Raw genomic sequence first — 20,442 nt, 5'->3', positions numbered from 1 at the left:
AAGAAGTCCGTCCGGCGCTCTAAGCCTACAGCTGCTTTCTGCTTACACGCTTTACGATGGACTATGCTGGTCTTTCTTCGCCTTGGCCCGGGAGCGGATCTTCTCTGCATAACCCGGCTTATTCTCCTGCCTTGCTCTGGCAATCGCCAGATCGTTCTCCGAAACCGGACGCGTAATAGTGGAACCGGCGACAATGAATGCGCCCTTGCCCACTGTAACCGGAGCAACAAGGTTCACGTTGCTGCCGATAAAGGCATCATCGCCAATCTCGGTTCTGAACTTATTATATCCGTCATAATTAACGGTGATGGCGCCGCAGCCGATATTGACATTCTTACCGACCTCAGCATCACCGACATAGCTTAAATGAGATACCTTGGAGCCGTCGCCGATTGTAGCATTCTTGATCTCTACGAAGTCGCCGACCTTAACACCCTCACCTAGAACGGTGCCGGGACGTAAATACGCAAAAGGCCCAACGGAAGCCCGTGTGCCGACCTGAGCCTGATTCAGCACGGAATGCTTCACAGCCGCTCCGTCCATAATCACGCAGTCTTCAATTTCACTTGCCGGACCAATCACACAATCTTCGCCGATCACTGTCTTGCCCTTGAGTACCGTGCCCGGATACAGCACCGTATCTGCTCCAATGACAACATCTGCTCCGATGTAGGTTGAAGCCGGATCGATGATAGTGACTCCGCCGAGCATATGCCCCCGGTTGATGCGCTGACGCATATAGCCTTCGGCTTCAGACAACGCCAGTCGGTCATTCACACCAATGGACTCTGCTGCATCATGGGCCTGATAGCCCAGAACGATATCGCCCTGCGCCCGGAGTATGCCGATAACATCCGTCAAATAATATTCCTGCTGGTTGTTGGTATTCGTAACCTTCTCGAGAGCAGCAAAGAGCTTCGCGTTATCAAAACAATACGTCCCTGTATTAATCTCGTTAACCGCAGCTTCACTCTCTGTGCAATCCTTCTGTTCCACAATCTTCAGCACTCCGCCGTCTTCGCCGCGGATAATCCGTCCATATCCGGCAGGCTGCTCCATAACAGCAGTAAGGACAGTTGCAGCAGCATTCTGCGCTTCATGCAGCGCCATCATGCCTTCGAGTGTCTCGCTCATGACAAGCGGCGTATCTCCGCAGATGACAATGGTGGTTCCTTCTTCGCTGCCCAGAAGATCCTTGGCCTGCTTGACGGCATGGCCGGTTCCAAGCTGGACATCCTGCAGCACATATTCGGCATTCTCGCCTAAGTATGCCTTCACCTTCTCGGCGCCGTGGCCTACAACAACTACATTATGCTGGCATCCGGTCGCCTTCACTGTATCAAGCACGTGCCCTACCATCGGTTTACCGCAGACAGGGTGCAGTACCTTGTATAATTTAGATTTCATGCGCTTGCCTTGGCCTGCAGCAAGTACAACAGCCATTCTTTTCAAGAATGCCAACCTCCCACTTCTTGAACTCACTACTGAATATATCTCATTCCGGGCAAAAAGAAAAGAGAACCATGCAGGCATGGTTCCCTTTTCTTCGAACCCCAATAAAATCCCCCCACAATGTGGGGCTTTGGCTCCGAGGCTGACCCAGGTACTCTGCGGGGACCCCGAAACATATAAAACGGTATGGCCTATTGCCGCCCTGGGGAGGCAGCAACTCTCAGAGAGTCAGCGGTTCACCGCTTAAGCTCCCTCTTCAATAACTTCCTCTTCTTCCGTAGCGGCACGTTCGTACTCGGCCAGAACCGCAGATTGAATCTTCTCGCGCGTTCCCGAAGAAATCGGGTGTGCGATATCGCGGAATTCTCCGTCAGGTGTACGCTTGCTGGGCATTGCAACAAACATCCCGTTATTCCCGTCGATGACGCGAATGTCATGAACAACAAACTCGTTATCGATTGTAATGGATGCGATTGCTTTCATTCTCCCCTCAGAGTTGACGCGGCGGAGTCTGACATCCGTAATTTGCATGTGTGTGTTCACCACCTTTTTCCATCAGAGACTTGGTGTATAATTCCACACAGCAAAGCGAATTCCTTCTTTTTCATTCCAAATAATGCCTGATTAAGAAGATTATTTTTGCAGAATCGTCGATTTCGACAGATTTCGTGCAGTTATCTTAAGAATCCTCATAATTTCGACATTATGCCCGTCTTTTCAGAACCGGCAGTATCCCTCGTTCAGGAGGAGAAATAGTTGCCCGGAAACGCCGAAATACGCCGCACCTTGGAGTCCACCTCTGTCAGCTTCACCAGCGACACGTAGTCATGCAGCAGGCGTTCTTCATTCTCCACGTCGCCGGACTCTACGAGTACGCCCACACCTGCGACCTCTGCATTGAACTCACCCAACAGATCGACCATTCCGCGTACGGTGCCGCCCGCCTTCATGAAGTCATCGACAATCAGCACCCGGGATTTCTCGCGCAGTGCCCGTCTGGACAGGGACATCGTATGGATGCTCTTATGGGAGCCCGACACATAGTTGATGCTTACAGCCGAGCCCTCCGTTACCTGATGGTCACGTCGGACCAGCACGACAGGCAGCCCCAGCTGCGCAGCCGTTGCGTACGCCAGCGGAATCCCCTTGGTCTCCACCGTCATGACGACATCAATCTCCACGCCGTAGAAGGCGGTGGCAATGATCTTGCCGGCCTGCTCCATCAGGGACGGGAGGCCGAGCAGATCCGACATATACAGATAACCGCCGGGCAGTATCCGGTCGCTCTGCTCAAGCTGCCCGCACAGACGGTTCACGAAGGCAAGCGCCATATCCATAGGCATGCGCGGAATATAACGCACTCCGCCCGCTGCCCCGGCCAGTGTCTGCAGCTCGCCCATTCCTTCGCCTTCAAATACCTCTTTTATAATAGCCAGGTCCTCGCTGACCGATGACTTCGCCGCACCGTACCGCTCTGCAAAAGTGGACAGAGGCAGCAGATCATGCGGCTTCTCCAGTAAAAATTGGGTCATGTCAACTAACCGTTGGCTTCGTTTAAGTTTTTTCACGGAATGCTCCTCGCCTTATAAGCTGAATTTAAGAATAATGCATGCTTGATTCTTAAATTCACTTTATACAAAACCGAATATTACTATGAATAATATCATTATTGTACGGATTTGCACAAGCGGAAACCGCTTTGCCTCCGTTATCAGAGGATGGTCCCGCTCCGCTTAGCTCAGCGAACGCACTGCATAGACTTCCTTGCAGAATCCGCGCAGCCCGTTATAGATTCTCGCCACCTTGGAGTGCTTGGAGACAAGGCCAAATACGGTCGGACCGCTCCCCGACATCAGCACGCCGTCCGCCCCCAGCTTCAGCATCGCTTCCTTGAGCTGCTGCACCTCAGGGTGCAGCTTCAGAGTCACATCCTCCAGCACGTTGCCAAGGCCCTCACAGACGGCTGAGAAGTCACCGGCCTCCAGAGCCTGCTGCATGCGGAGCGCGGACGGATGCACCGCTATGTTGCCGGCGCGCACGCGTCCGTATACCTCAGCCGTCGATACATTGATCGGCGGCTTCGCCAGGATGACCCACATTTGCGGAGGATTCGCGATTGGGGTCAGCCGTTCGCCCCTGCCCGTAGCCAGGGCAGTGCCTCCTGTGACGCAGAACGGGACGTCTGAGCCCAGCTCAGCGCCCAGCTCCTGCAGCTCCTGCACCGGGATGCCCAGGCGCCAGAGCCGGTTCAGGCCGCGCAGCGTAGCCGCGGCATCGCTGCTGCCGCCGGCGAGGCCGGCAGCGACCGGAATTCTTTTGTCCAGATGGATATGTACTCCGCTTCTGACGTTATACCGGTCCTTGATCAGCCTTGCCGCCTGGAAGGCCAGATTCTTCTCATCCAGCGGAATATATCCGGCCTGGCTTGAGATAATAATCGAATCCCGCTTCAGCTCCGACAGCTCCAGACGGTCCGCCAGATCGACCATTGTCATTATCATTTCCACTTCATGAAATCCGTCAGCCCGCTTATGCAGCACATCCAGCATCAGATTAATTTTTGCCGGTGCCTTCTCATACATTTTCAAGGCGTTCACCCACCCTCAGCTTTTCCCGTACAAAACAACTTAACATATTATATGAGAAACTGACAGTGAAGTCCATTAAATATACATTCGGTTCTAGGAAGCAGAAAAGGTACCGCCCGCAGGCGATACCCGGTGCGGCATGACACCGCTATAGCCGCTTACAATTTCCGCGCAGCAGCCTGCTCTGCCAGCTGAATCGCCCGTTTCACCATATTCCCGGCATCGACTGCCCGGATTCCGCCCCAGCCCTCCTGCTCAACCGTTTCGTAGAACCCAAGCTCCTTGGCCAGCTCCGTCTTCAATTCCTCCGACATCATGCTTCGTCTTCTGCGGCTCATTACGAATGCCTCCCTTGTGTGCTGCTCTATGATGAACGTACTGCCTATGTAGTATGCAGCCGGGAGGCCAGTGTCATGCAGCATAATTCAGGAAGACCCCCTACATGCAAAATAACCCCACAAAGTGGGGCTTTAGCGTAGGTGATGACTCAGGTACTTTGCGGGGACCCCAAAACATAAAAATTCTATCAAAAAACAGCCCCCCCGCAGGGAGACTGTCATGACGCTAAGCTTTGATATACATAATCCGCATCTGCCCATCGTCTTCGGTAACTGTGATTTCCACAGATTCAGTAAGTATATCGGCATAGCTATAGGAGACACGCTTGAAGGTCTGCTGCTCCTGATCGAGTTTGACAATAAATACAGAAGGGTACGTTTCTTCCAGGACACCGGTGCGTTCAACGGTCTTCCGACGGCCACCGTTAGCCCGCAACGTGATCTTATGACCGACGTGAGCTTCAAGACTGCGTTTAATTTCTAACAGCGCGTTATTAGCCATTACCTGACGACCACCTCTTTCCTTGTCCATTATACAACTTCTATAACCACTTGTCAAATTAAATAAATAATTATAGATGATGAGAAAAAAGTTGTCAACGGAATTTTTTTAGACGGGGAAATTCCTGACTTAAGCACCTTGTTATCAGTAATAATGACTGGCTGCTCCCTGACCCATCTTGTGTCATAAGCGGCTTCCGTGGCAGCAAAATAGGATAAGCACGAATGCTTACCCTATTCCTTCCGCTGTTCAGTTATCACTTACCCGGTTATAGCACCGAAGGCGCTACCTTCAGCGTAGCCAGGTTCTGCAGCTGAGGCATTCCGATCCGGAAGCTGCCCCGCGTCTCTATTCCGCCCATCCCCTGATTGCCGCTGATCGTATGACTCAGTACATCGCTTAAGTTCACCGTATCCCGGATAGAGGTAAAAGAGGCCTTGGCCGCAATATACACCGGGTCCAGGGCATGAATGAGTATTCTGCCCGGGGAGCTGGCGAAGTTGGCACCATTGCCCAGGAGAGCCTCGAAGTGCGACTGGCAGGCTCCGGCTACGATCGTCAAAGCATCGAAATTCCGCTCATATTCACGGGCCACCCGGATGGCTGCCACAAAATTCTGTGAATTCTTATAGCTGCTCAGACTGTACAGATCATAATTCTGCTGTTGCTTAAGTACTCCATCATGGCCGGTAATCACTACGATATCGGGACGCACACGGGGCAGCAGACGGTACAGCGTCTCCGCCATTTTGGATTCGTTGACATGATGTCCCTCCGCCGGTATGCGCAGCTGCTCGTAGAGACTCAGGCTCTTCTTCAGATAGAGTGCATCACCATCCAAATGCAGGACCTTACCCGGCACTTCAAAATAAGCCGCTTCCTTCGGAGATGGGCCCCAGGTTCCCGTGGACCCCGACACGCTCTCTCCGCTTCGCTGGCTCTGCACCTGCCGGTCTTTACGCAACCAGGTTAGAGATTCTGTTGCCTTGATCTGCGCACGCGCTCCCCGCTCGGTAACCCGTGTAGGAGGCACCTGCACCAGATCCTCCAGCGGGGAATCCGCCAGCAGACGGAACTCCGTGCCTTTAATGACTGCTCTATTCTGCAATATATTGTCTACCCGGAAGGTCACATCGCCGCCATAGGATTTACGAATGACCAAGTCTCCTAGATTCATCACAACACCACCTCTACCCCATGTTATGGGCAAAGGCCCCGGTTGGTTCATCCGCCGGGAGGGTTTTCTGTATTCTATGCGATGCCTGCAGCCAGAAGAACCGCACTGAGCCGCGCATACTCTTCAATGCTAAGCGTCTCGCCGCGCCGCGAGGGTTCAATGCCGGCTTCGGAGAGCAGCGCCTCCAGGCGCTCCCGCCCTTCTTCCGGGAAGTAGCGGGCCTTAAGATTATTGGCAATCGTCTTGCGCCGCTGGGTAAAGGACGCCTGTACCACACCAAAGAAATGCTTCTCGTCCGCTACCTCCACCGGAGGGCGTTCTCTGACCTTCAGCCGGATCACAGCCGATTCCACGTTAGGCTGCGGGATGAACACCGTACGCGGCACCATACAGACCAGCTCAGGCTCGCTGTAATACTGGACGGCAATACTCAGGCTGCCATACTCCTTGCCGCCCGGAGACGCCGCCATACGCTCGGCAACCTCCTTCTGGATCATGACCACGATATTATCCAGCGGCAGCTTCTCCTCCAGCAGCTTCATGAGGATGGGTGTAGTCACATAATACGGCAGGTTAGCTACGACACTAACCCGGTCCCTCCCCGCGAAATCCTCAGCGAACAGCTCCTGCAGATTCACCTTCAGCACATCGTCATTACGGATCTTTACATGGGGATATGGCGACAGGACATCCCTAAGAATCGGGATCAGCCTGCGGTCAATCTCTACCGCAGTGACGGCCCCGGCCGTCAACGCCAGCCGTTCCGTCAGTGCTCCGATCCCCGGCCCAATCTCAAGCGCACCGGCTGTGCTGTCCAGACCGGCGGCATCCACGATTTTGTCCAGAATATTCTGATCGATCAGAAAGTTCTGGCCCAGGCTTTTTTTGAAGGAGAATCCGTAACGCTGAATTATCGCTTTGGTTCTTGTTGGGGACGAGATATTCTCGATACCGCTCATGAAGTAATGCCTCCCTGATCAATTTGGGCGAGGGCCTGCGCGAATTCTTCGCGGGTAATGCCGAACATCGCCAGACGTTTGTACAGTTGCTTGCCATTGCAATAACCGATACCGAGCAGATTGCCAAGCTGCATTCTGCGCTCAGCCGCCCGGGGATGCACCATCAGCCCTGCGGCCATAAGCTCATCCAGCCCAATGATGGGCGGCGCCCCCTCGAAGGAGGTATGTACATGCTCCAGCGCATGGCGGATAGCCTCAGGCGAAGCATTCTCTATTCCGATATCTCCTTTGCGGGTTGCATCCTTCTCCGGGATGAAGGCATGCTTGCAGCCCGGCACCTTGGCCGCGACGATTTTGCGGATTCGCTCTCCGGCATGATCCGGGTCGGTAAGAATGATTACACCCCGGCGCTCCATGGCCAGCTTGATCTTGGCAATGACCCTGTTATCCACTGCCGAACCCCCGGTTTCAATCGTATCGGCCTCAACCGCCCGCTTAACGGCAACGGTATCACTTTTCCCTTCAACCACAATTAGCTCTTTAATCATAAATATTTTTACTCCTTACTCCAGAACGCAAAAAGAAGAGGATTCGCTCCCCTTCTTTTTGGCTAAAGAATGTATAAGTGATGAGCGGCAGCTCTCTAAAATTTCGTAAGTGCTTCCCTCACTATATCGTATTAACCGCTAATTTGCAAAAGACTTTACATTTAGTTCAGCTCCGGCTTTACAGGTCCGATCACATAGAGTGTGCGCGACTTGCGGCCGAAATTACGGGCATGGCTCAGTGAATCGTAATAGACATCCACCTTGTTGCCTTTGATGGCACCGCCAGTATCCTCTGCTCGGCGAAACCCTAATCCTTCAATGTACACCCACCAGCCAATCGGTATAACACTAGGATCTACAGCTATAGTGCGGCCTTCCGTTACGCGTGTGCCGGAGGCAGTACGTGTTCCAATACCCGGTTCCTGAGACGAATATGCAGTCATGGATACGTTTTTGATCATTCTTTTGTACTCGAAATCCACACCAGCCTTACTGGTAACATTGCTGGCCTTTGCGCTGGCTTTAGATGACTTGGAGGTTGTTACAGGTTTGGAAACTTTGGCAGTAACTACGACGGGCTTAGGAAGCGGCTTGGTTCCAATGGCAATGATTTTGTCCTTGGTAACCGTCTGTACTTCCTTGCCGATCATGCGCATGGATGCCAGCTCGCCATCTTGATAGATCTTCTCGATGTGCTGGACCATTACGCCAGGCTTACCTGCCTGTGCCACTCTTACGGTTCCCTTGGTCAATGAGGGGTCTGCTGTCTTAATGACCCGGAAAGGCAAATTAGTTGTCCGTTGAACCACATGCTTGTTAATCCGGACAATTTTGATTTCCATGTCTGCAGATACTGCGGTTTCTAGCGAAGGGTAAATCTTGTCTAAGCCTTCCAGGCTGTAGCCCAGCTTGTCGATGGCCTGACCAATGGTATCCTCGGTCGTAAATAACGTCTCGGTCTTTCCGTCTACGGTAAGAGCGAACTTCTGCGCAGTGTTAATCACGATACGGTCGCCGTCTTTTATTTCATCACTAAGGCCAATAGATAATTCATCATGCGCCTGCAGCGAAATCTGTTCCTTAGCCAGCACATCACTGAACAGCGTTTCCCGCGTCTCCAGTGTCTGTACCTGTCCGTCTATTACTAGGGTAATTTCTTTTTTGCTCTGACCGTGTACGTACAGCAGTATTAACAGTGCGATAACAATCGATGCCACACCGGCAAGTAAAACTACGCGGGGATTCACTTGCTTCAACCGTAATGCGAAAGACCTGCTGGATGATTGCGAATCATGGGATACCTCTGGTTGGAATACGCCCACTCTCTCCATCCTCCTTACATAGCCCCGTCGTCCAAGTTAGTTCAAGGTGACTGTATCACTTCTGACGAAACTAGGTTTGAGTTTGCAACAGGATACGCCCGCACTTGCTTCAGCGTTTCCTGCTCATGGATCGCCTGCTCGGCATAGTTACTCCGGAGATCTGTTATATAACAGTATGCCGGGAGCATTCTCATTATTCAAAACAAAAGAAGCCTAAAAAGAGCTCATAGAGGACTCTTTCGTGGCTTCCCGGTGTCGAATACGTCGGAATGCTTATGCACGAGGTTTCCTCTCTTACTTGCGCTTACGGGGTTAGCTGTCGGGTTCGGACATAAGAGAGACGCCCTATCTCAGGTCACCCGCTCACGGCGGTTGCCCTCAAATTCACCCCAAAGACCACGTAAAGAAATCAAATAATGCCTGCGGCAATTCTGTGCCAGTACTCTTGTACGTTCATGCGGCAGCGCATTATTGGTTCCCCCGTTCTCCATACGGAGACTCAGCGAGACGATCCATGAAATTAGTGACTGTCACAGTTACAACAGCTCACTGCACTGAAAAGATGATATCCTGTTTTGATACATGTTGTAAAGGACGATTCAACCACGTTTACGTAAAAAAATGATTAAAATATTGTAATAATCGGCCGTTTTTCCGTCATAAAAGTTTAATATATCCGCTATACTTCATTTTTCACCGCTTTTACTCCTGTTTTCAGAGTATCCCAAATCGTTCCAGTGCGTTCGCATACGTAATTTCCGCCAATTCCTGTAATTCAATCCCTTTTATTGCCGCGGCCGCCTCCGCTACCAGCCTCACATGAGCGGTCTCATTTCGCTTGCCCCGGAAGGGGTGCGGAGTCAGATATGGGGAGTCAGTTTCGATCAGCAGCCGGTCCAGCGGAGTCTGGGCAAGCACCTCTTTGGGCACCCGGGCATTCTTGAACGTAATCGGTCCTCCAAAAGAAAGATGGAAGCCCAAATCAAGACACATCTTGGCACTTTCCCAGCTCCCGGAGAAGGAGTGCATTACGCCGCCAACCTCGCCCGCCTTCTCCTCACGGAGTATGCGGATCACATCTTCATGAGCATCACGGTTATGAATACAGATCGGCATCTTCAGCTCTCGGGCCAGCCCGATCTGCTTGCGGAATACTTCATGCTGCACATCCTTAGGAGAGGTATCCCAGTAGTAATCCAGTCCAATCTCGCCGATGGCAACCACCTTGGGATGAGCGCATAAGGAGGCGATCCACTCCAGGTCTCCGTCCTTCATCGTGATGGCATCCTGGGGATGCCAGCCAACGGCTGCATAAATATAATCATATTTCTCGGCAAGCTGCATGGTAGTCGGTATCGTATCCCGGTTAAAACCGATGTTGATCATCTTGCTGACGCCGGCTTCCAGCGCCCTGGCAATGACCTCTTCGCGGTCTTCGTCGAATTGTGGAGCATCCAGATGGGTATGGGTGTCGAATAACTGCATTACATTACATCCTTTCGGCCTGTTATTGTATCTATAATTCCAAGCTTGATCTGCTTATTTGGCAAAAATCTCTGCGATGGACGGCGGCAGCTGTGGAAGGGCTTTCTGCAGTCTGTCCTGCGGAAAATACAGATGGTATCTGCCGCGGTGAATACCACTGATAGAGCGAACAATATCCGAGACCTCGGAGATTTCCCTTAGCCGGTCATGCTTGTCCAGAAGCAGGATCTGCTTGCTGTCAAAGCCGTCTCCCGGACGGAACACATCATAGGGAAGATCGGTGGGATAATCAATTTCCAGATCATAATCGGGCCGGAGTCCCGCACCGGCGAAGCTGCGGCGAATTTCGTCAATCGTGTCAGAATCCAAATGCTCCATCTCCACATATTTATACAGTTTACGATGGATAAACCGGCTGCACAAGTCGCTCAGAATGTCATCCTCCTCCAGCGTCCACTGCATGAAGGCAGTCTGCATCAAGGCTTCATCCAGCAGCAGGTACTGCCCTACCGTTACCTCTCCGCTGAACAGATCACTTAAGGGCTCGATCATGAAGCGGAAGGCATGCTGCTGCTGCACCAGCTCCTTGGCCCGGCGGAGAATCTGCCTGAGAATAATCTCAGAGCTGCGGGTTACCGGGTGGAAATAGACCTGCCAGTACATCTGGTACCGTGACATCAGGTAATCCTCAATCGCATGCATCCCCGATTCCTTCACAACCACCCGGCCGTCATAAGGACGCAGCATCCGCAGAATCCGGTCGATGTCGATGGTTCCATAATTCACCCCTGTATAGTATGCATCCCGGAGCAGATAATCCATCCGGTCAGCATCCAGCGGTCCCGACACCAAATTGACAACAATTTCATGCTCATAGGTTTTGGAGATGACCGAGGCTACTTTAACAGGGAAATCTTCAGCCACATCACGCAGAATAGCCGTAATCTCTGTATCCTCCAGAATGATACGGCAGGTCCAGTCTTCATGATCCATTTCGAAAGCTTCTTCTATAGAATGGGAGAATGGGCCATGCCCCAAATCATGCAGCAGTGCCGCACACAGGGTAAGCAGTCTCTCCTCCGGCATCCAGTCCTTATAGCCGCTCCGTTCAAACTGGGAAATAATTCTCCGCGTAATCTCATATACCCCCAGAGAATGGGAGAACCGGCTGTGTTCCGCCCCGTGAAAGGTCAAATAGGAGGTGCCCAGCTGCCGGATGCGCCGCAGACGCTGAAATTCCCTAGTGTTGATCAATCTCCAGATAATAGTGTCCTGTACGTGGATGTAGTTGTGAACCGGGTCCTTAAATACCTTCTCTTCTGACAGCGGTTGCTTCATGAAATCATCTCCTTTTCTTGTTTTATATAATATATTGTCGCTATTTGTCGAATATTAGCGATTCATATACTGCCAAATCGACAAACATCTTCATAAGCTTTTTAAGAGTGATTTGCCCGATCAAACGCGGAATAAATGTGGTCTCAAAAGATTTCTTAAAATTAGCCTGAAAAAAGGTTGACTGTTTTGGGAATGGTTGGTATTATAAATATCATAAAACAGTGAAGAATGTCGAATAATGACGCTTTTGAACATTGAGAGGAGCAACGATTGTAATGATGAAATCAACAGGAATTGTACGTAAGGTAGATGAGCTTGGACGGGTCGTTATTCCAATTGAATTGCGTCGCACCCTGGGCATTGGAGAAAAAGATGCGCTCGAAATTTACGTGGACGGTGAGCGGATCATGCTTAAGAAATACGAGCCTGCTTGCATTTTCTGCGGCAATGCTGAGAATGTAACTTACTTCAAAGGTAAAATTGTTTGTCATGAATGCATTTCGGCTATCCCTACCCCTGTGACAAACTAAAATAAATAGGGTATAATAGGAACTAATCCAATTGTTAATTCTAACCTTTTTATATCTCCTTGGCCTCCCGTTCGCGCGGGAGGTATTTTTTTGCGCTATTTTCGGGGACTTTCCCCGGATGCCCCTTTTTCCTACCCTGTCTGCTTCCTAAACCTCACATCTAATTCTTAAACCTCTGATTCTTACCCTCCCAAACCCTCCCTGCAGGGAGGGCCCCAAGGGCCCCGGCCCTCTGGACACCCGGAAGCTTGGCGGATCTCTGCAACAGGCGCGGAAGGAAGCTGGGGTTGGCGGTGGACCGGCCCTCCTCGGCCTCCCTGCGGTGATTCCTCAGGCCTTGCCAGTCGAAGGGTTTCGCCACAGGCAGGCTGCCTGTGTCGGCTGCGCCGGGTGCTCTCGTGCGACTGATCTGCGTAGACCCGCTCTCTCTGCGAGAATCGCTTAACCATAGAGTGATTAGCGACTTGGGTGCTGGATGGTTACTGGCTTTTCCTATACATATAAATGTATAAACTACAACTATAACTAATAAAAGGAATATTACAATCCATATAAGTGTATAGAATACATTTATTTCATTGGATGCTCAGATGAATAAAACCATTTTTAGGTTTTCACTGGAATTCGAATAACTTCAGCACAGCAGTGTTCTAACTCCGCTCCAGGAGTTCATTATAAATATCGCGCTTGGACAAGCCGCGGTCAGACGCTGCCTTTTTCATGGCATCCTTACGCGTTAAACCAGAAGACTCATAGTGGGCTACATGCTCCCCGGTACTAAGCTGACGCCACCAGGAAGACTCGGCCAGCTCGGCCTCCTCTTTACTCTCTCCCTCAAGGATAATTACGTACTCTCCAAGCGGAGGATGCTCCTCCAGCCATCTACTGCATTCTTCAATCGTTCCGCGCAGGAACTCCTCATATCGCTTAGTCAGCTCACGCGCCAGTGTGATCCGGCGGTTGCCGAAGGCCTCCTGCAAATGAACAAGGGTCTTGGCAACTCGGTGCGGCGATTCATAGAAGAGCAGTGTCCCTTGGGCAGAACGCAGAGATGCCAGAACGGCCCTTATGTCCTTGCGCTCTCTAGGCAGGAAGCCGACGAACGTGAAGCTGGCGGTAGGCAGCCCTGAGGCAATCAAAGCCGACAAGGCGGCATTCGCTCCTGGCACCGGAATCACCGGAATCTGATGGCTGACAGCCAGAGCTACCAGATCGGCACCAGGGTCGGAAATCGCCGGCAGACCGGCATCGCTGACGAGTGCCAGATTTTTACCTTCTATTATATAGCGTATCAGCTCCGGCCCACTGGCGGCCTTGTTATGCTCATGGTAACTGAACAGCATGGACGGTGTAATTTCAAAATGGCTCAGCAGCTTACGCGTCTGTCTCGTATCCTCAGCGGCGATAATATCGCATTCCTTCAGCATGCGTACTGCACGATATGTCATATCTTCCAGATTGCCGATCGGCGTAGCCACCAGATACAGACTTCCGCATCCTTCGGGCTTCGCTCCGTCATGATTATTTTGAAAGCTGCTTTGGCATTGTATGGTCATTGGCTCGTATCCTCTTTGTTTCCGTAATAAATATCCATAATCTCGGGGCAATATTGATTGTCCTCATTATATACGATTAAAGGCGGTTGTAAACGCACCTCCGGCTTCCCGTCACGCGCGGCCTCGATCAGAACCATATTCGCTTCCAGATGGGCGCGGGGATGTACAAAGCGGATCAGCTTCGGTTCCAGCCGGTGCTTCCGCATCAGACTGATAATATCCACGAGGCGCTGCGGCTTATGCACCATGCTGACTTTGCCTCCGGTACGGACCAGCCGGACACAGGCCTGAATGACCTCCTCCAGGGTACAACCAATTTCATGGCGGGCCATCGCCTGATGGGAATTTAGCTTCAGATCGCTCCCGTTCAGCGGCATATAAGGGGGATTCACCGTGATCGCATCGTATACGCCATAGCCCGCTGTAAGATGAAGCTCCCGCAAATCGCCCTCATGAATCTGTACCCGCTCCTCCAGACCGTTAAGCGATACACTGCGCCGGGCCATGTCTGCCAGACGGGGCTGAATCTCGATTCCTTCAATAGAAGCCTTCGTCCGTGTAGTCAGGAGCATAGGAATTACTCCGTTACCCGTACACAGGTCAAGCACCCGTCCGCGCGGCGGTACACTGGCGAACCGTGCCAGCAGTACGGCATCCATCGAGAAGCTGAACACTTCGTCACTCTGGATAATTCTCAGATCATGGGTGAGCAGGTCATCGACCCGTTCTGCTTCATGTAAGGGTACAGGTGTATTGTTCATTGAATGGGTCATTGTAATGTAATCTCCTAAAAGTTTTTGTTGAGCGTATGCTTCGGAAGCATAGCCTTACATTCAAAAAAACCGTAGGCGACAATCTCCTACGGCTGGATATCCTCATTTATTAAGAAAAGAAAGGCAGAACAGACAATCCCCTTCCGTCCGCAAATGCCCAAAGTAGACATTGCAGATGTGGAAGCCTTCGTGATACAGCCGGGCCAGATTATCGTAGCCTTCCCCGACAACCTCCTCTTTCCCTTCGGCAGCAAGTATAGCCTCCGCCTCCGCAGACAGTGCGGCCTTATCTACAGGTGCTTCCCTTTTCAATATGATACGAAGTTGCTCGTTCTCCAGACTCAGCTTCTGATTCGCTTCCATCAGCTCTTTGACCGTCTGCTTCCAATCGCCCAGAGTGGTGCGCATTTCATCCATCTGCGCTTCCATCTCCTGCATGTGTGCAAATATATTTTTCTTCTCCAAGTTTCCACCCCGAAAGTAACCTTATAATGGTTTACTTGACGACAACATCATCCATTGGAAGTTCTTTAACTTTGCCCACTTCAAACAGCTGCACATGAACCGTGCGGCTGCCGGCATTGATACCGACTACCTTGCCGTCACCCAGTGAAGTAACGACCATTTTGCCTACAGCCGGCATTTCTTCCTTCGTGCTCTCATAATTATCATGCTCAAACTTCAGACAACACATCAGCCGTCCGCATAATCCCGAGATCTTGGTCGGGTTAAGCGACAGATTCTGATCCTTCGCCATCTTGATGGACACCGGCTCGAAATCACCAAGCCAGGAGGAGCAGCAGAGCACCCGTCCGCATGGGCCTAATCCGCCCAGCATCTTGGCTTCATCCCGCACACCAATCTGCCGGAGCTCAATGCGGGTACGGAAAATACTGGCCAGGTCCTTCACCAGCTCGCGGAAATCCACGCGGCCCTCGGCCGTAAAGTAGAAAATAATCTTGTTGCGGTCAAACGTAAACTCCACATCCACCAGCTTCATTTTGAGGCCATGATCGCGGATTTTATTTAAACAGGTGGTAAAAGCATCCTTCGCTGCACCCTTGTTCTCTTCCACCACGCGCGCGTCGGTTTCACCGGCAATGCGCATGACTTTCTTGAGCGGCAGTACAACGTCAGCTTCCTGCACCTCTTTTTTGCCAACGACAACCTTACCGTATTCGACCCCTCTTGCAGTCTCGACAATCACGCATTGATCGCGTTCAATCGGGAAATCAAGCGGATCGAAATAATATATTTTACCCGCTTTTTTGAAGCGGACACCTACTACGCTGTACAAAAATTAACCCCCTTGTTTGACGGTAAAGGAACCCTTAAGCAAGACTGCTTCCCTGATGATCCATGCTTGTCCTTCCTCGTCCGCTATACCCGGTCTTTCCAGGTGCTGAGGATTATATCCCGGAGGATCTATTATAAATAACCCGAGCCTCTAGCTTTCCAGCCGGATTAAAAACTGCTCCAGACACAGCTGGGCATTGGCATTGGAACGCAGCTTCCGCTTGCTCTCCGCCGCGTATTCCATATAAGCCACCCACTGCTGCGTACTCCTCTGACGGGCAGCCCTCGAAATAAAGTCTAACTGATCTATGAAAACGATACTTTCGTGCTTTCGGTACAGGAAGTAGAGCATATCTTTGAACCATAAGTGGAACATGCTGAATAGAGTGTCCAAATGTTCACCAAGTCCGGTCTTGAACAGCTTCGAACCCGCGGTTGCTACCGCAGTGCTGCCCTTGCCCAGAGACTCCTTCGCTAATTGTAACACTAGATTTCTCATTTCTGCAAACCAATTCTGTGCCAAAAGTTCCCTGCAGCCGTCAAGACCGGCAGTCAGCGACACCGCGCACCGTGCCAGCGGCACCGGAACCCCTTCACCGGACAGCGCCTGAAGCATAATATCCGGATGGAGCGGGCTAAACGGAATGCGCTGGGTTCTGGACTGGATCGTCGGGAGCAGGGAACTGCTGTTATCGGAGATCAGAATGCCTACCGCAGGGGCCGGCGGCTCCTCCAGGAATTTCAGCAGACTATTCGCGGCTTGCACCGTCATTTTGTCCGCTCCTTCTATAATATAAACCTTCGGGTTAATTCCTTCCGAGCGGTAGGAAAAAACACGCTGAAGTTCACGAATCTGATCGATCTTAATGCTCGCCCCATCGGGGCGCAGCAGCGTTAAATCAGGATGATTGCCATGCTCCACCTTGCGGCATTCCAGGCACTCTCCGCAGGCATCATCTTTGCTGGCGGTACAGAATATCGCCTGGGCGAACGTCAAAGCCATCTTCACCTGCCCGCTGCCTGCCGGACCCGTGAACAGATAGGCATGGCTGACCGCATCCTTGCGTAAGGCATTCTGAAGCAGCCGCTTGGCGTCCTCCTGGCCTAATAGTTCATGAAAAGACATATATTCCTCCAAGTTGTCAGAAAGAAAGGTTAATCAGCAGCCCGCGGATCTCTCCAACCCGTCCCAGGAGATCGATCCGGCCCTGCTCGCTGTCCAGCAGATCATCTGCCATATTCAGCAGAGCGGCATCAACCTCTTCGAGCAGCTTGTAGCGTTTGCCGCGGCCCCGCCGGTCCCAGCCCTTGGTATCCTTCAGGATCACTCCGCGGCGGGCCGTCTCCTCCAGGAACCGTTTGATCAGGTTCCGGTAGATGGATAGCTCACGCACAGTCATGGATTTGGAGAGCCGGTCGCCTTGCAGCTGGATATCTTTAATCTGACGGTTCAACTCATCTATAGTTTTCTGCTGGCTTTGCTGTTGAAATACATCGTTGAAGTTTTTTTGCTGGACCGGACGCCTCTCAGCCTCTGTGGTCAGCATTTCGCTTTTTAAGGGCCTGTAGCCCGGGTTGATCTTCATTATGCTCAATAATGCTCGAAACGATCGACGGGAAGTACGAATACGGTAGCTCCGCCCACCTGCACTTCAACAGGAAGCGGCAAATAGGAATCTGTCGTGCCGCTCATCGGCGTGACCGGAGTGACCAGTTGCTCGCGTACTTTACAGCTGTTACGGATTACACTGAGTACAGCGTCTACCTGAATATCATCTACCCCAATCAAAAAGGTAGTGTTACCCGCACGGAGAAATCCGCCTGTACTGGCCAGCTTGGTGGCACGGAAGTTCGCCTTCACCAGTTCACTGGATAGCCGGTTGCTGTCTTTATCCTGGATAATTGCAATGATCAAATTCATCTTCGTATCCCCTCCTAATTAGTTATGTTCACAGGCTATCCGCACAACATCGATTCAATCTGCGGAGAAGCCCTGTTCAATCATTATACCTCTATTGTTTATTTGACAAAACACCTTAGAAATCCTTTAATATCCTGTCCTTCAGTACACGTACAATATCCTGCTCCACCATATGGATGGGACGACCCGCATCAAGCACCACAATCCGCTGCGGATCAGAGCTGGTTACCAGTTCATAGCCCGCCCGCACCTTCTGATGAAACTCCAGGCTCTCCAGATCCAGCCGGTTCACTTCCCGGTTCTGGTTGGCGGCAATCCGCGACAGGCCCACCTCAGGATCTACATCCAGGTAAAAGGTAAGATCGGGCATTCTCCCGCCAGTCGCAAACCGGTTAATCCCCCTCACCTCTTCGATGCCCAGCCCTCTGGCGTACCCTTGATAGACCAGACTGCTGTCTACAAAACGGTCGCAGAGCACGGTAATTCCCTCCTGCAAGGCAGGCTCGACCACCTCCGCCAGATGCTGGCTTCTTGCCGCCGCATACAGGAGTGCCTCTGTCCGGGCATCCATAGCCGTATGCGCCGGGTCGAGGATAATAGAGCGGATCTTCTCGGCAATCTCAATCCCTCCCGGTTCGCGGGTGATTAAATAGGGCATGGAATGGTTCTGCAGATAAGCAGCCACCCTGCCGAGTACGGTTGTTTTGCCGGAGCCGTCGCCTCCCTCCAGTGTAATGAAGAATCCTTCTCGCTTCACTTATGCTTCTCCGCCCTTCTGAATGTTGTATACCATAATATGCTGTAAGGCCGGATCAGCACAGGCCTGAAATTTCGCCCCGCCTATTCTCAGACGGATCAGCCTGTCACAGACAGACGCTGTAATGCTCTCTCCGGGATATAAGAGCGGGATGCCTGGCGGATAGGGAATAACCATCTCCGCCGCAATCCTGCCCGCGCTTGCCTCAAGCTCTACACTCTCTGTCTCCCCGGCAGCCACCGGCCGGATAGAGAACGCGACCGGAGCCGAGACTGCCAGAATGTCGAAATTGTTCCACGTGGAAATGTGACCGGAGAAGGTTAATTCCCCTTCTCTGCTATTATATGACGCTGCCTGGGCTGCGGTCCGTGCGCTGGAGAAGGATTCTCCGCCTTGGGGAGCGGGAGCTGCGGCAGTGTCTGAGTAAGTAGACTGGCCAGGACCGGAACCAGCGGTAAGATCTAGGCCGGAGACAGGTTCAAGATCAGAGATATGATCAGATCCAGCAGTAGGTTCAGGGCCAGTGACATGATCAGCGCCAGTGGTAGGTTCAAGGTCTGAGGGAGCTGCGCTCCCGCCTGTCTGCGGCGCTGCCAAGGAGGTCTGCGCTGCAATGTCCTGCAGCGCTGTCAGCAGCTCCGCTGCCTCTTCAGCCTTCGAGCCGAGGCTGAAGGCCAGAACCACGTGCCGGTCGTCGCTCATCTCCGGCACGATTCCCCTCTCTTCGAGCCTGCGCTGCAGCTCGAAGCCCCCCAGGACCCCCGCGGCGTCATATATGACCGCCTTGAAGGGGTCCTGGGTCACGTACGCCGCCCCGCGCAGCGGCGGCGTATTCACTCCTGCGGCGCCCGCCTCGCCGCAGACAGGCTGCTGCGGCTGTGCCGGCTGCAGCAGCCCGAAGCGCGGCAGCGCCGCCAGGCCGCGCCGCAGGACATCCACGGCGGCGAGCCCCGCCGTGAAGGCACCGGCGCCCTGGCTGTGCAGCAGGCGCCGGGCCAGATCGAGCGAAGCCATCACGGGGTAGGATGGGCTGGAGCTCTGCACCATGGCCAGGCGCTGCCGCAGCAGCGCGCGGTCCAGCCATGGCCCTTGCACATGCAGCATGGCGCCCATCGTCAGCGCCGTCAGCATCTTATGCGTGGACTGCACCACGCCGTCCGCGCCCCCGGCAAGCGCCCCGGCCGGAAGCGCGGGGTGCTGCCCGTAATGCGCCCCGTGCGCCTCATCCACCAGCAGCGGCACGCAGCAAGCGTGACAGGCCTGCGCGAGGGGCGCTAGGTCACTGCCCATGCCGTAGTAATTCGGCATGGTGACTAGGACCCCGGCAGCCTCCGGGTAAGCGGCCAGCGCCGCCTGCACCGTCTCAGCAGACGGTGCCACCGCAAGACCGCTGCCCGGGTCGATCTTCGGCTCCAGGAAGACTGCACGCGCTCCCGCCAGCATCAGTCCATGGATCACGGACTTGTGGACGTTGCGCTGCAGAATAAGCAAACTTCCGGGCTCAGAACAGACCGTCAGGATCAGAGCCAGATTACCCGCGGTGCTTCCGCCCACCAGCATATAACTGTCCTCCGCGCCGTAACAATCGGCTGCCAGCTCCTGGGCCTCCCTTATTACCCCTTCCGGATGATGAAGGTCATCCGTTCCGGTAATCTCCGTCACATCGTAACGCATCACTTCCGTGAGATACCCCGCACTCTCTGCACTGACAGTACTCCGGTAAGCTTCCCCGTTCTTGTGACCCGGCACATGATAAGATATATTACCCTTATGTCTATATTGTTCCAGCATTTCGTATACAGGTGCCCTGCCAGGCTGTAGCTTGTCCATAGATTCTTCCTCCCCTGGGGGTTACCTTCTATTTTAACGTAAATGCACCCAAACGCCTATCACTTCCGCA

The 20,442-nt window shown here is 52.7% G+C and carries 22 protein-coding genes and 1 riboswitch; of the genes, 1 reads left to right on the top strand and 21 read right to left on the bottom strand.

Features of this window, described 5'->3' with window-relative positions; all coding sequences use genetic code 11:
- Window positions 1-51 precede the first annotated feature (51 nt).
- The 12 genes from glmU to NST26_RS33445 all read right to left on the bottom strand — a co-directional run bounded on the left by glmU (window position 52) and on the right by NST26_RS33445 (window position 11,709).
- Window positions 52-1,452: a bifunctional UDP-N-acetylglucosamine diphosphorylase/glucosamine-1-phosphate N-acetyltransferase GlmU gene (gene glmU, locus NST26_RS33500; protein WP_036723963.1), complete on the bottom strand. Its 1,401-nt coding sequence runs from the start codon at window positions 1,450-1,452 to the stop codon at window positions 52-54.
- A 243-nt stretch (window positions 1,453-1,695) separates the two neighbouring features.
- Window positions 1,696-1,983 carry a septation regulator SpoVG gene (spoVG, locus tag NST26_RS33495; RefSeq protein ID WP_036696395.1) on the bottom strand — a complete coding sequence of 96 codons (288 nt, stop codon included), beginning with the start codon at window positions 1,981-1,983 and terminating at the stop codon, window positions 1,696-1,698.
- A 209-nt stretch (window positions 1,984-2,192) separates the two neighbouring features.
- On the bottom strand, window positions 2,193-3,020 hold the full coding sequence (gene purR, locus NST26_RS33490) for a pur operon repressor (RefSeq protein WP_036723965.1): 828 nt from the start codon (window positions 3,018-3,020) through the stop codon (window positions 2,193-2,195).
- A gap of 165 nt (window positions 3,021-3,185) precedes the next feature.
- On the bottom strand, window positions 3,186-4,040 hold the full coding sequence (ispE, locus tag NST26_RS33485; RefSeq protein ID WP_036696392.1) for a 4-(cytidine 5'-diphospho)-2-C-methyl-D-erythritol kinase: 855 nt from the start codon (window positions 4,038-4,040) through the stop codon (window positions 3,186-3,188).
- A 158-nt stretch (window positions 4,041-4,198) separates the two neighbouring features.
- Window positions 4,199-4,378: a small, acid-soluble spore protein, alpha/beta type gene (locus NST26_RS33480; RefSeq protein WP_036723967.1), complete on the bottom strand. Its 180-nt coding sequence runs from the start codon at window positions 4,376-4,378 to the stop codon at window positions 4,199-4,201.
- A gap of 226 nt (window positions 4,379-4,604) precedes the next feature.
- Window positions 4,605-4,880 carry a biofilm formation stimulator Veg gene (veg, locus tag NST26_RS33475; protein ID WP_036696386.1) on the bottom strand — a complete coding sequence of 92 codons (276 nt, stop codon included), beginning with the start codon at window positions 4,878-4,880 and terminating at the stop codon, window positions 4,605-4,607.
- A 268-nt stretch (window positions 4,881-5,148) separates the two neighbouring features.
- A complete protein-coding gene (yabG, locus tag NST26_RS33470) occupies window positions 5,149-6,057 on the bottom strand; it encodes a sporulation peptidase YabG (protein WP_036723969.1) in 909 nt (302 codons plus the stop codon).
- 74 nt (window positions 6,058-6,131) lie between these two features.
- Window positions 6,132-7,016: a 16S rRNA (adenine(1518)-N(6)/adenine(1519)-N(6))-dimethyltransferase RsmA gene (gene rsmA, locus NST26_RS33465; protein WP_340980754.1), complete on the bottom strand. Its 885-nt coding sequence runs from the start codon at window positions 7,014-7,016 to the stop codon at window positions 6,132-6,134.
- The gene (rnmV, locus tag NST26_RS33460; RefSeq protein WP_036723973.1) at window positions 7,013-7,564 is read right to left on the bottom strand and encodes a ribonuclease M5; all 552 of its coding nucleotides are present in this window, start codon (window positions 7,562-7,564) and stop codon (window positions 7,013-7,015) included. Before rnmV ends, rsmA begins: the two co-directional genes overlap by 4 nt.
- 161 nt (window positions 7,565-7,725) lie before the next feature.
- The gene (locus NST26_RS33455; RefSeq protein WP_340980752.1) at window positions 7,726-8,886 is read right to left on the bottom strand and encodes a 3D domain-containing protein; all 1,161 of its coding nucleotides are present in this window, start codon (window positions 8,884-8,886) and stop codon (window positions 7,726-7,728) included.
- 286 nt (window positions 8,887-9,172) lie between these two features.
- A riboswitch (cyclic di-AMP (ydaO/yuaA leader) is annotated at window positions 9,173-9,401 on the bottom strand.
- A 199-nt stretch (window positions 9,402-9,600) separates the two neighbouring features.
- Window positions 9,601-10,371 carry a TatD family hydrolase gene (locus NST26_RS33450; protein ID WP_076082763.1) on the bottom strand — a complete coding sequence of 257 codons (771 nt, stop codon included), beginning with the start codon at window positions 10,369-10,371 and terminating at the stop codon, window positions 9,601-9,603.
- 54 nt (window positions 10,372-10,425) lie between these two features.
- Window positions 10,426-11,709, bottom strand: a complete 1,284-nt coding sequence (locus tag NST26_RS33445) for an HD domain-containing protein (protein ID WP_340980751.1) — start codon at window positions 11,707-11,709, stop codon at window positions 10,426-10,428.
- A 275-nt stretch (window positions 11,710-11,984) separates the two neighbouring features.
- On the opposite strand from NST26_RS33445, the gene NST26_RS33440 reads away from it, so the two are divergent.
- Window positions 11,985-12,239: an AbrB/MazE/SpoVT family DNA-binding domain-containing protein gene (locus NST26_RS33440; RefSeq protein WP_019914502.1), complete on the top strand. Its 255-nt coding sequence runs from the start codon at window positions 11,985-11,987 to the stop codon at window positions 12,237-12,239.
- Window positions 12,240-12,889: 650 nt separating this feature from the next.
- Here the strand turns inward: NST26_RS33440 and rsmI are convergent.
- From rsmI to NST26_RS33395, 9 genes are all read right to left on the bottom strand, one after another.
- Window positions 12,890-13,795 carry a 16S rRNA (cytidine(1402)-2'-O)-methyltransferase gene (gene rsmI / locus NST26_RS33435; RefSeq protein WP_340956920.1) on the bottom strand — a complete coding sequence of 302 codons (906 nt, stop codon included), beginning with the start codon at window positions 13,793-13,795 and terminating at the stop codon, window positions 12,890-12,892.
- Window positions 13,792-14,568 carry a tRNA1(Val) (adenine(37)-N6)-methyltransferase gene (locus tag NST26_RS33430; protein ID WP_200869522.1) on the bottom strand — a complete coding sequence of 259 codons (777 nt, stop codon included), beginning with the start codon at window positions 14,566-14,568 and terminating at the stop codon, window positions 13,792-13,794. The genes rsmI and NST26_RS33430 overlap by 4 nt, the downstream gene beginning before the upstream one ends.
- Window positions 14,569-14,670: 102 nt before the next feature.
- On the bottom strand, window positions 14,671-15,033 hold the full coding sequence (gene yabA / locus NST26_RS33425; protein WP_036723981.1) for a DNA replication initiation control protein YabA: 363 nt from the start codon (window positions 15,031-15,033) through the stop codon (window positions 14,671-14,673).
- Between the two features lie 31 nt (window positions 15,034-15,064).
- Complete coding sequence (locus NST26_RS33420) at window positions 15,065-15,865, bottom strand: PSP1 domain-containing protein (RefSeq protein WP_036696365.1); 801 nt, start codon at window positions 15,863-15,865, stop codon at window positions 15,065-15,067.
- A gap of 150 nt (window positions 15,866-16,015) precedes the next feature.
- On the bottom strand, window positions 16,016-16,990 hold the full coding sequence (gene holB / locus NST26_RS33415) for a DNA polymerase III subunit delta' (RefSeq protein ID WP_036696363.1): 975 nt from the start codon (window positions 16,988-16,990) through the stop codon (window positions 16,016-16,018).
- Window positions 16,991-17,006: 16 nt separating this feature from the next.
- On the bottom strand, window positions 17,007-17,450 hold the full coding sequence (locus NST26_RS33410; protein WP_036723982.1) for a YaaR family protein: 444 nt from the start codon (window positions 17,448-17,450) through the stop codon (window positions 17,007-17,009).
- Window positions 17,451-17,455: 5 nt separating this feature from the next.
- Window positions 17,456-17,785, bottom strand: a complete 330-nt coding sequence (locus tag NST26_RS33405; RefSeq protein WP_036723983.1) for a cyclic-di-AMP receptor — start codon at window positions 17,783-17,785, stop codon at window positions 17,456-17,458.
- Between the two features lie 115 nt (window positions 17,786-17,900).
- Window positions 17,901-18,542: a dTMP kinase gene (gene tmk / locus NST26_RS33400; protein WP_036723984.1), complete on the bottom strand. Its 642-nt coding sequence runs from the start codon at window positions 18,540-18,542 to the stop codon at window positions 17,901-17,903.
- Window positions 18,543-20,372, bottom strand: a complete 1,830-nt coding sequence (locus tag NST26_RS33395) for an aminotransferase class I/II-fold pyridoxal phosphate-dependent enzyme (protein WP_340980748.1) — start codon at window positions 20,370-20,372, stop codon at window positions 18,543-18,545. It lies immediately after the preceding gene.
- Window positions 20,373-20,442: the final 70 nt, after the last annotated feature.

The organism is Paenibacillus sp. FSL R7-0128, from assembly GCF_038002245.1.
GTDB classification, from domain to species: domain Bacteria; phylum Bacillota; class Bacilli; order Paenibacillales; family Paenibacillaceae; genus Paenibacillus_AQ; species Paenibacillus_AQ silagei.
This window is presented reverse-complemented; position numbering and strand designations above follow the sequence as displayed.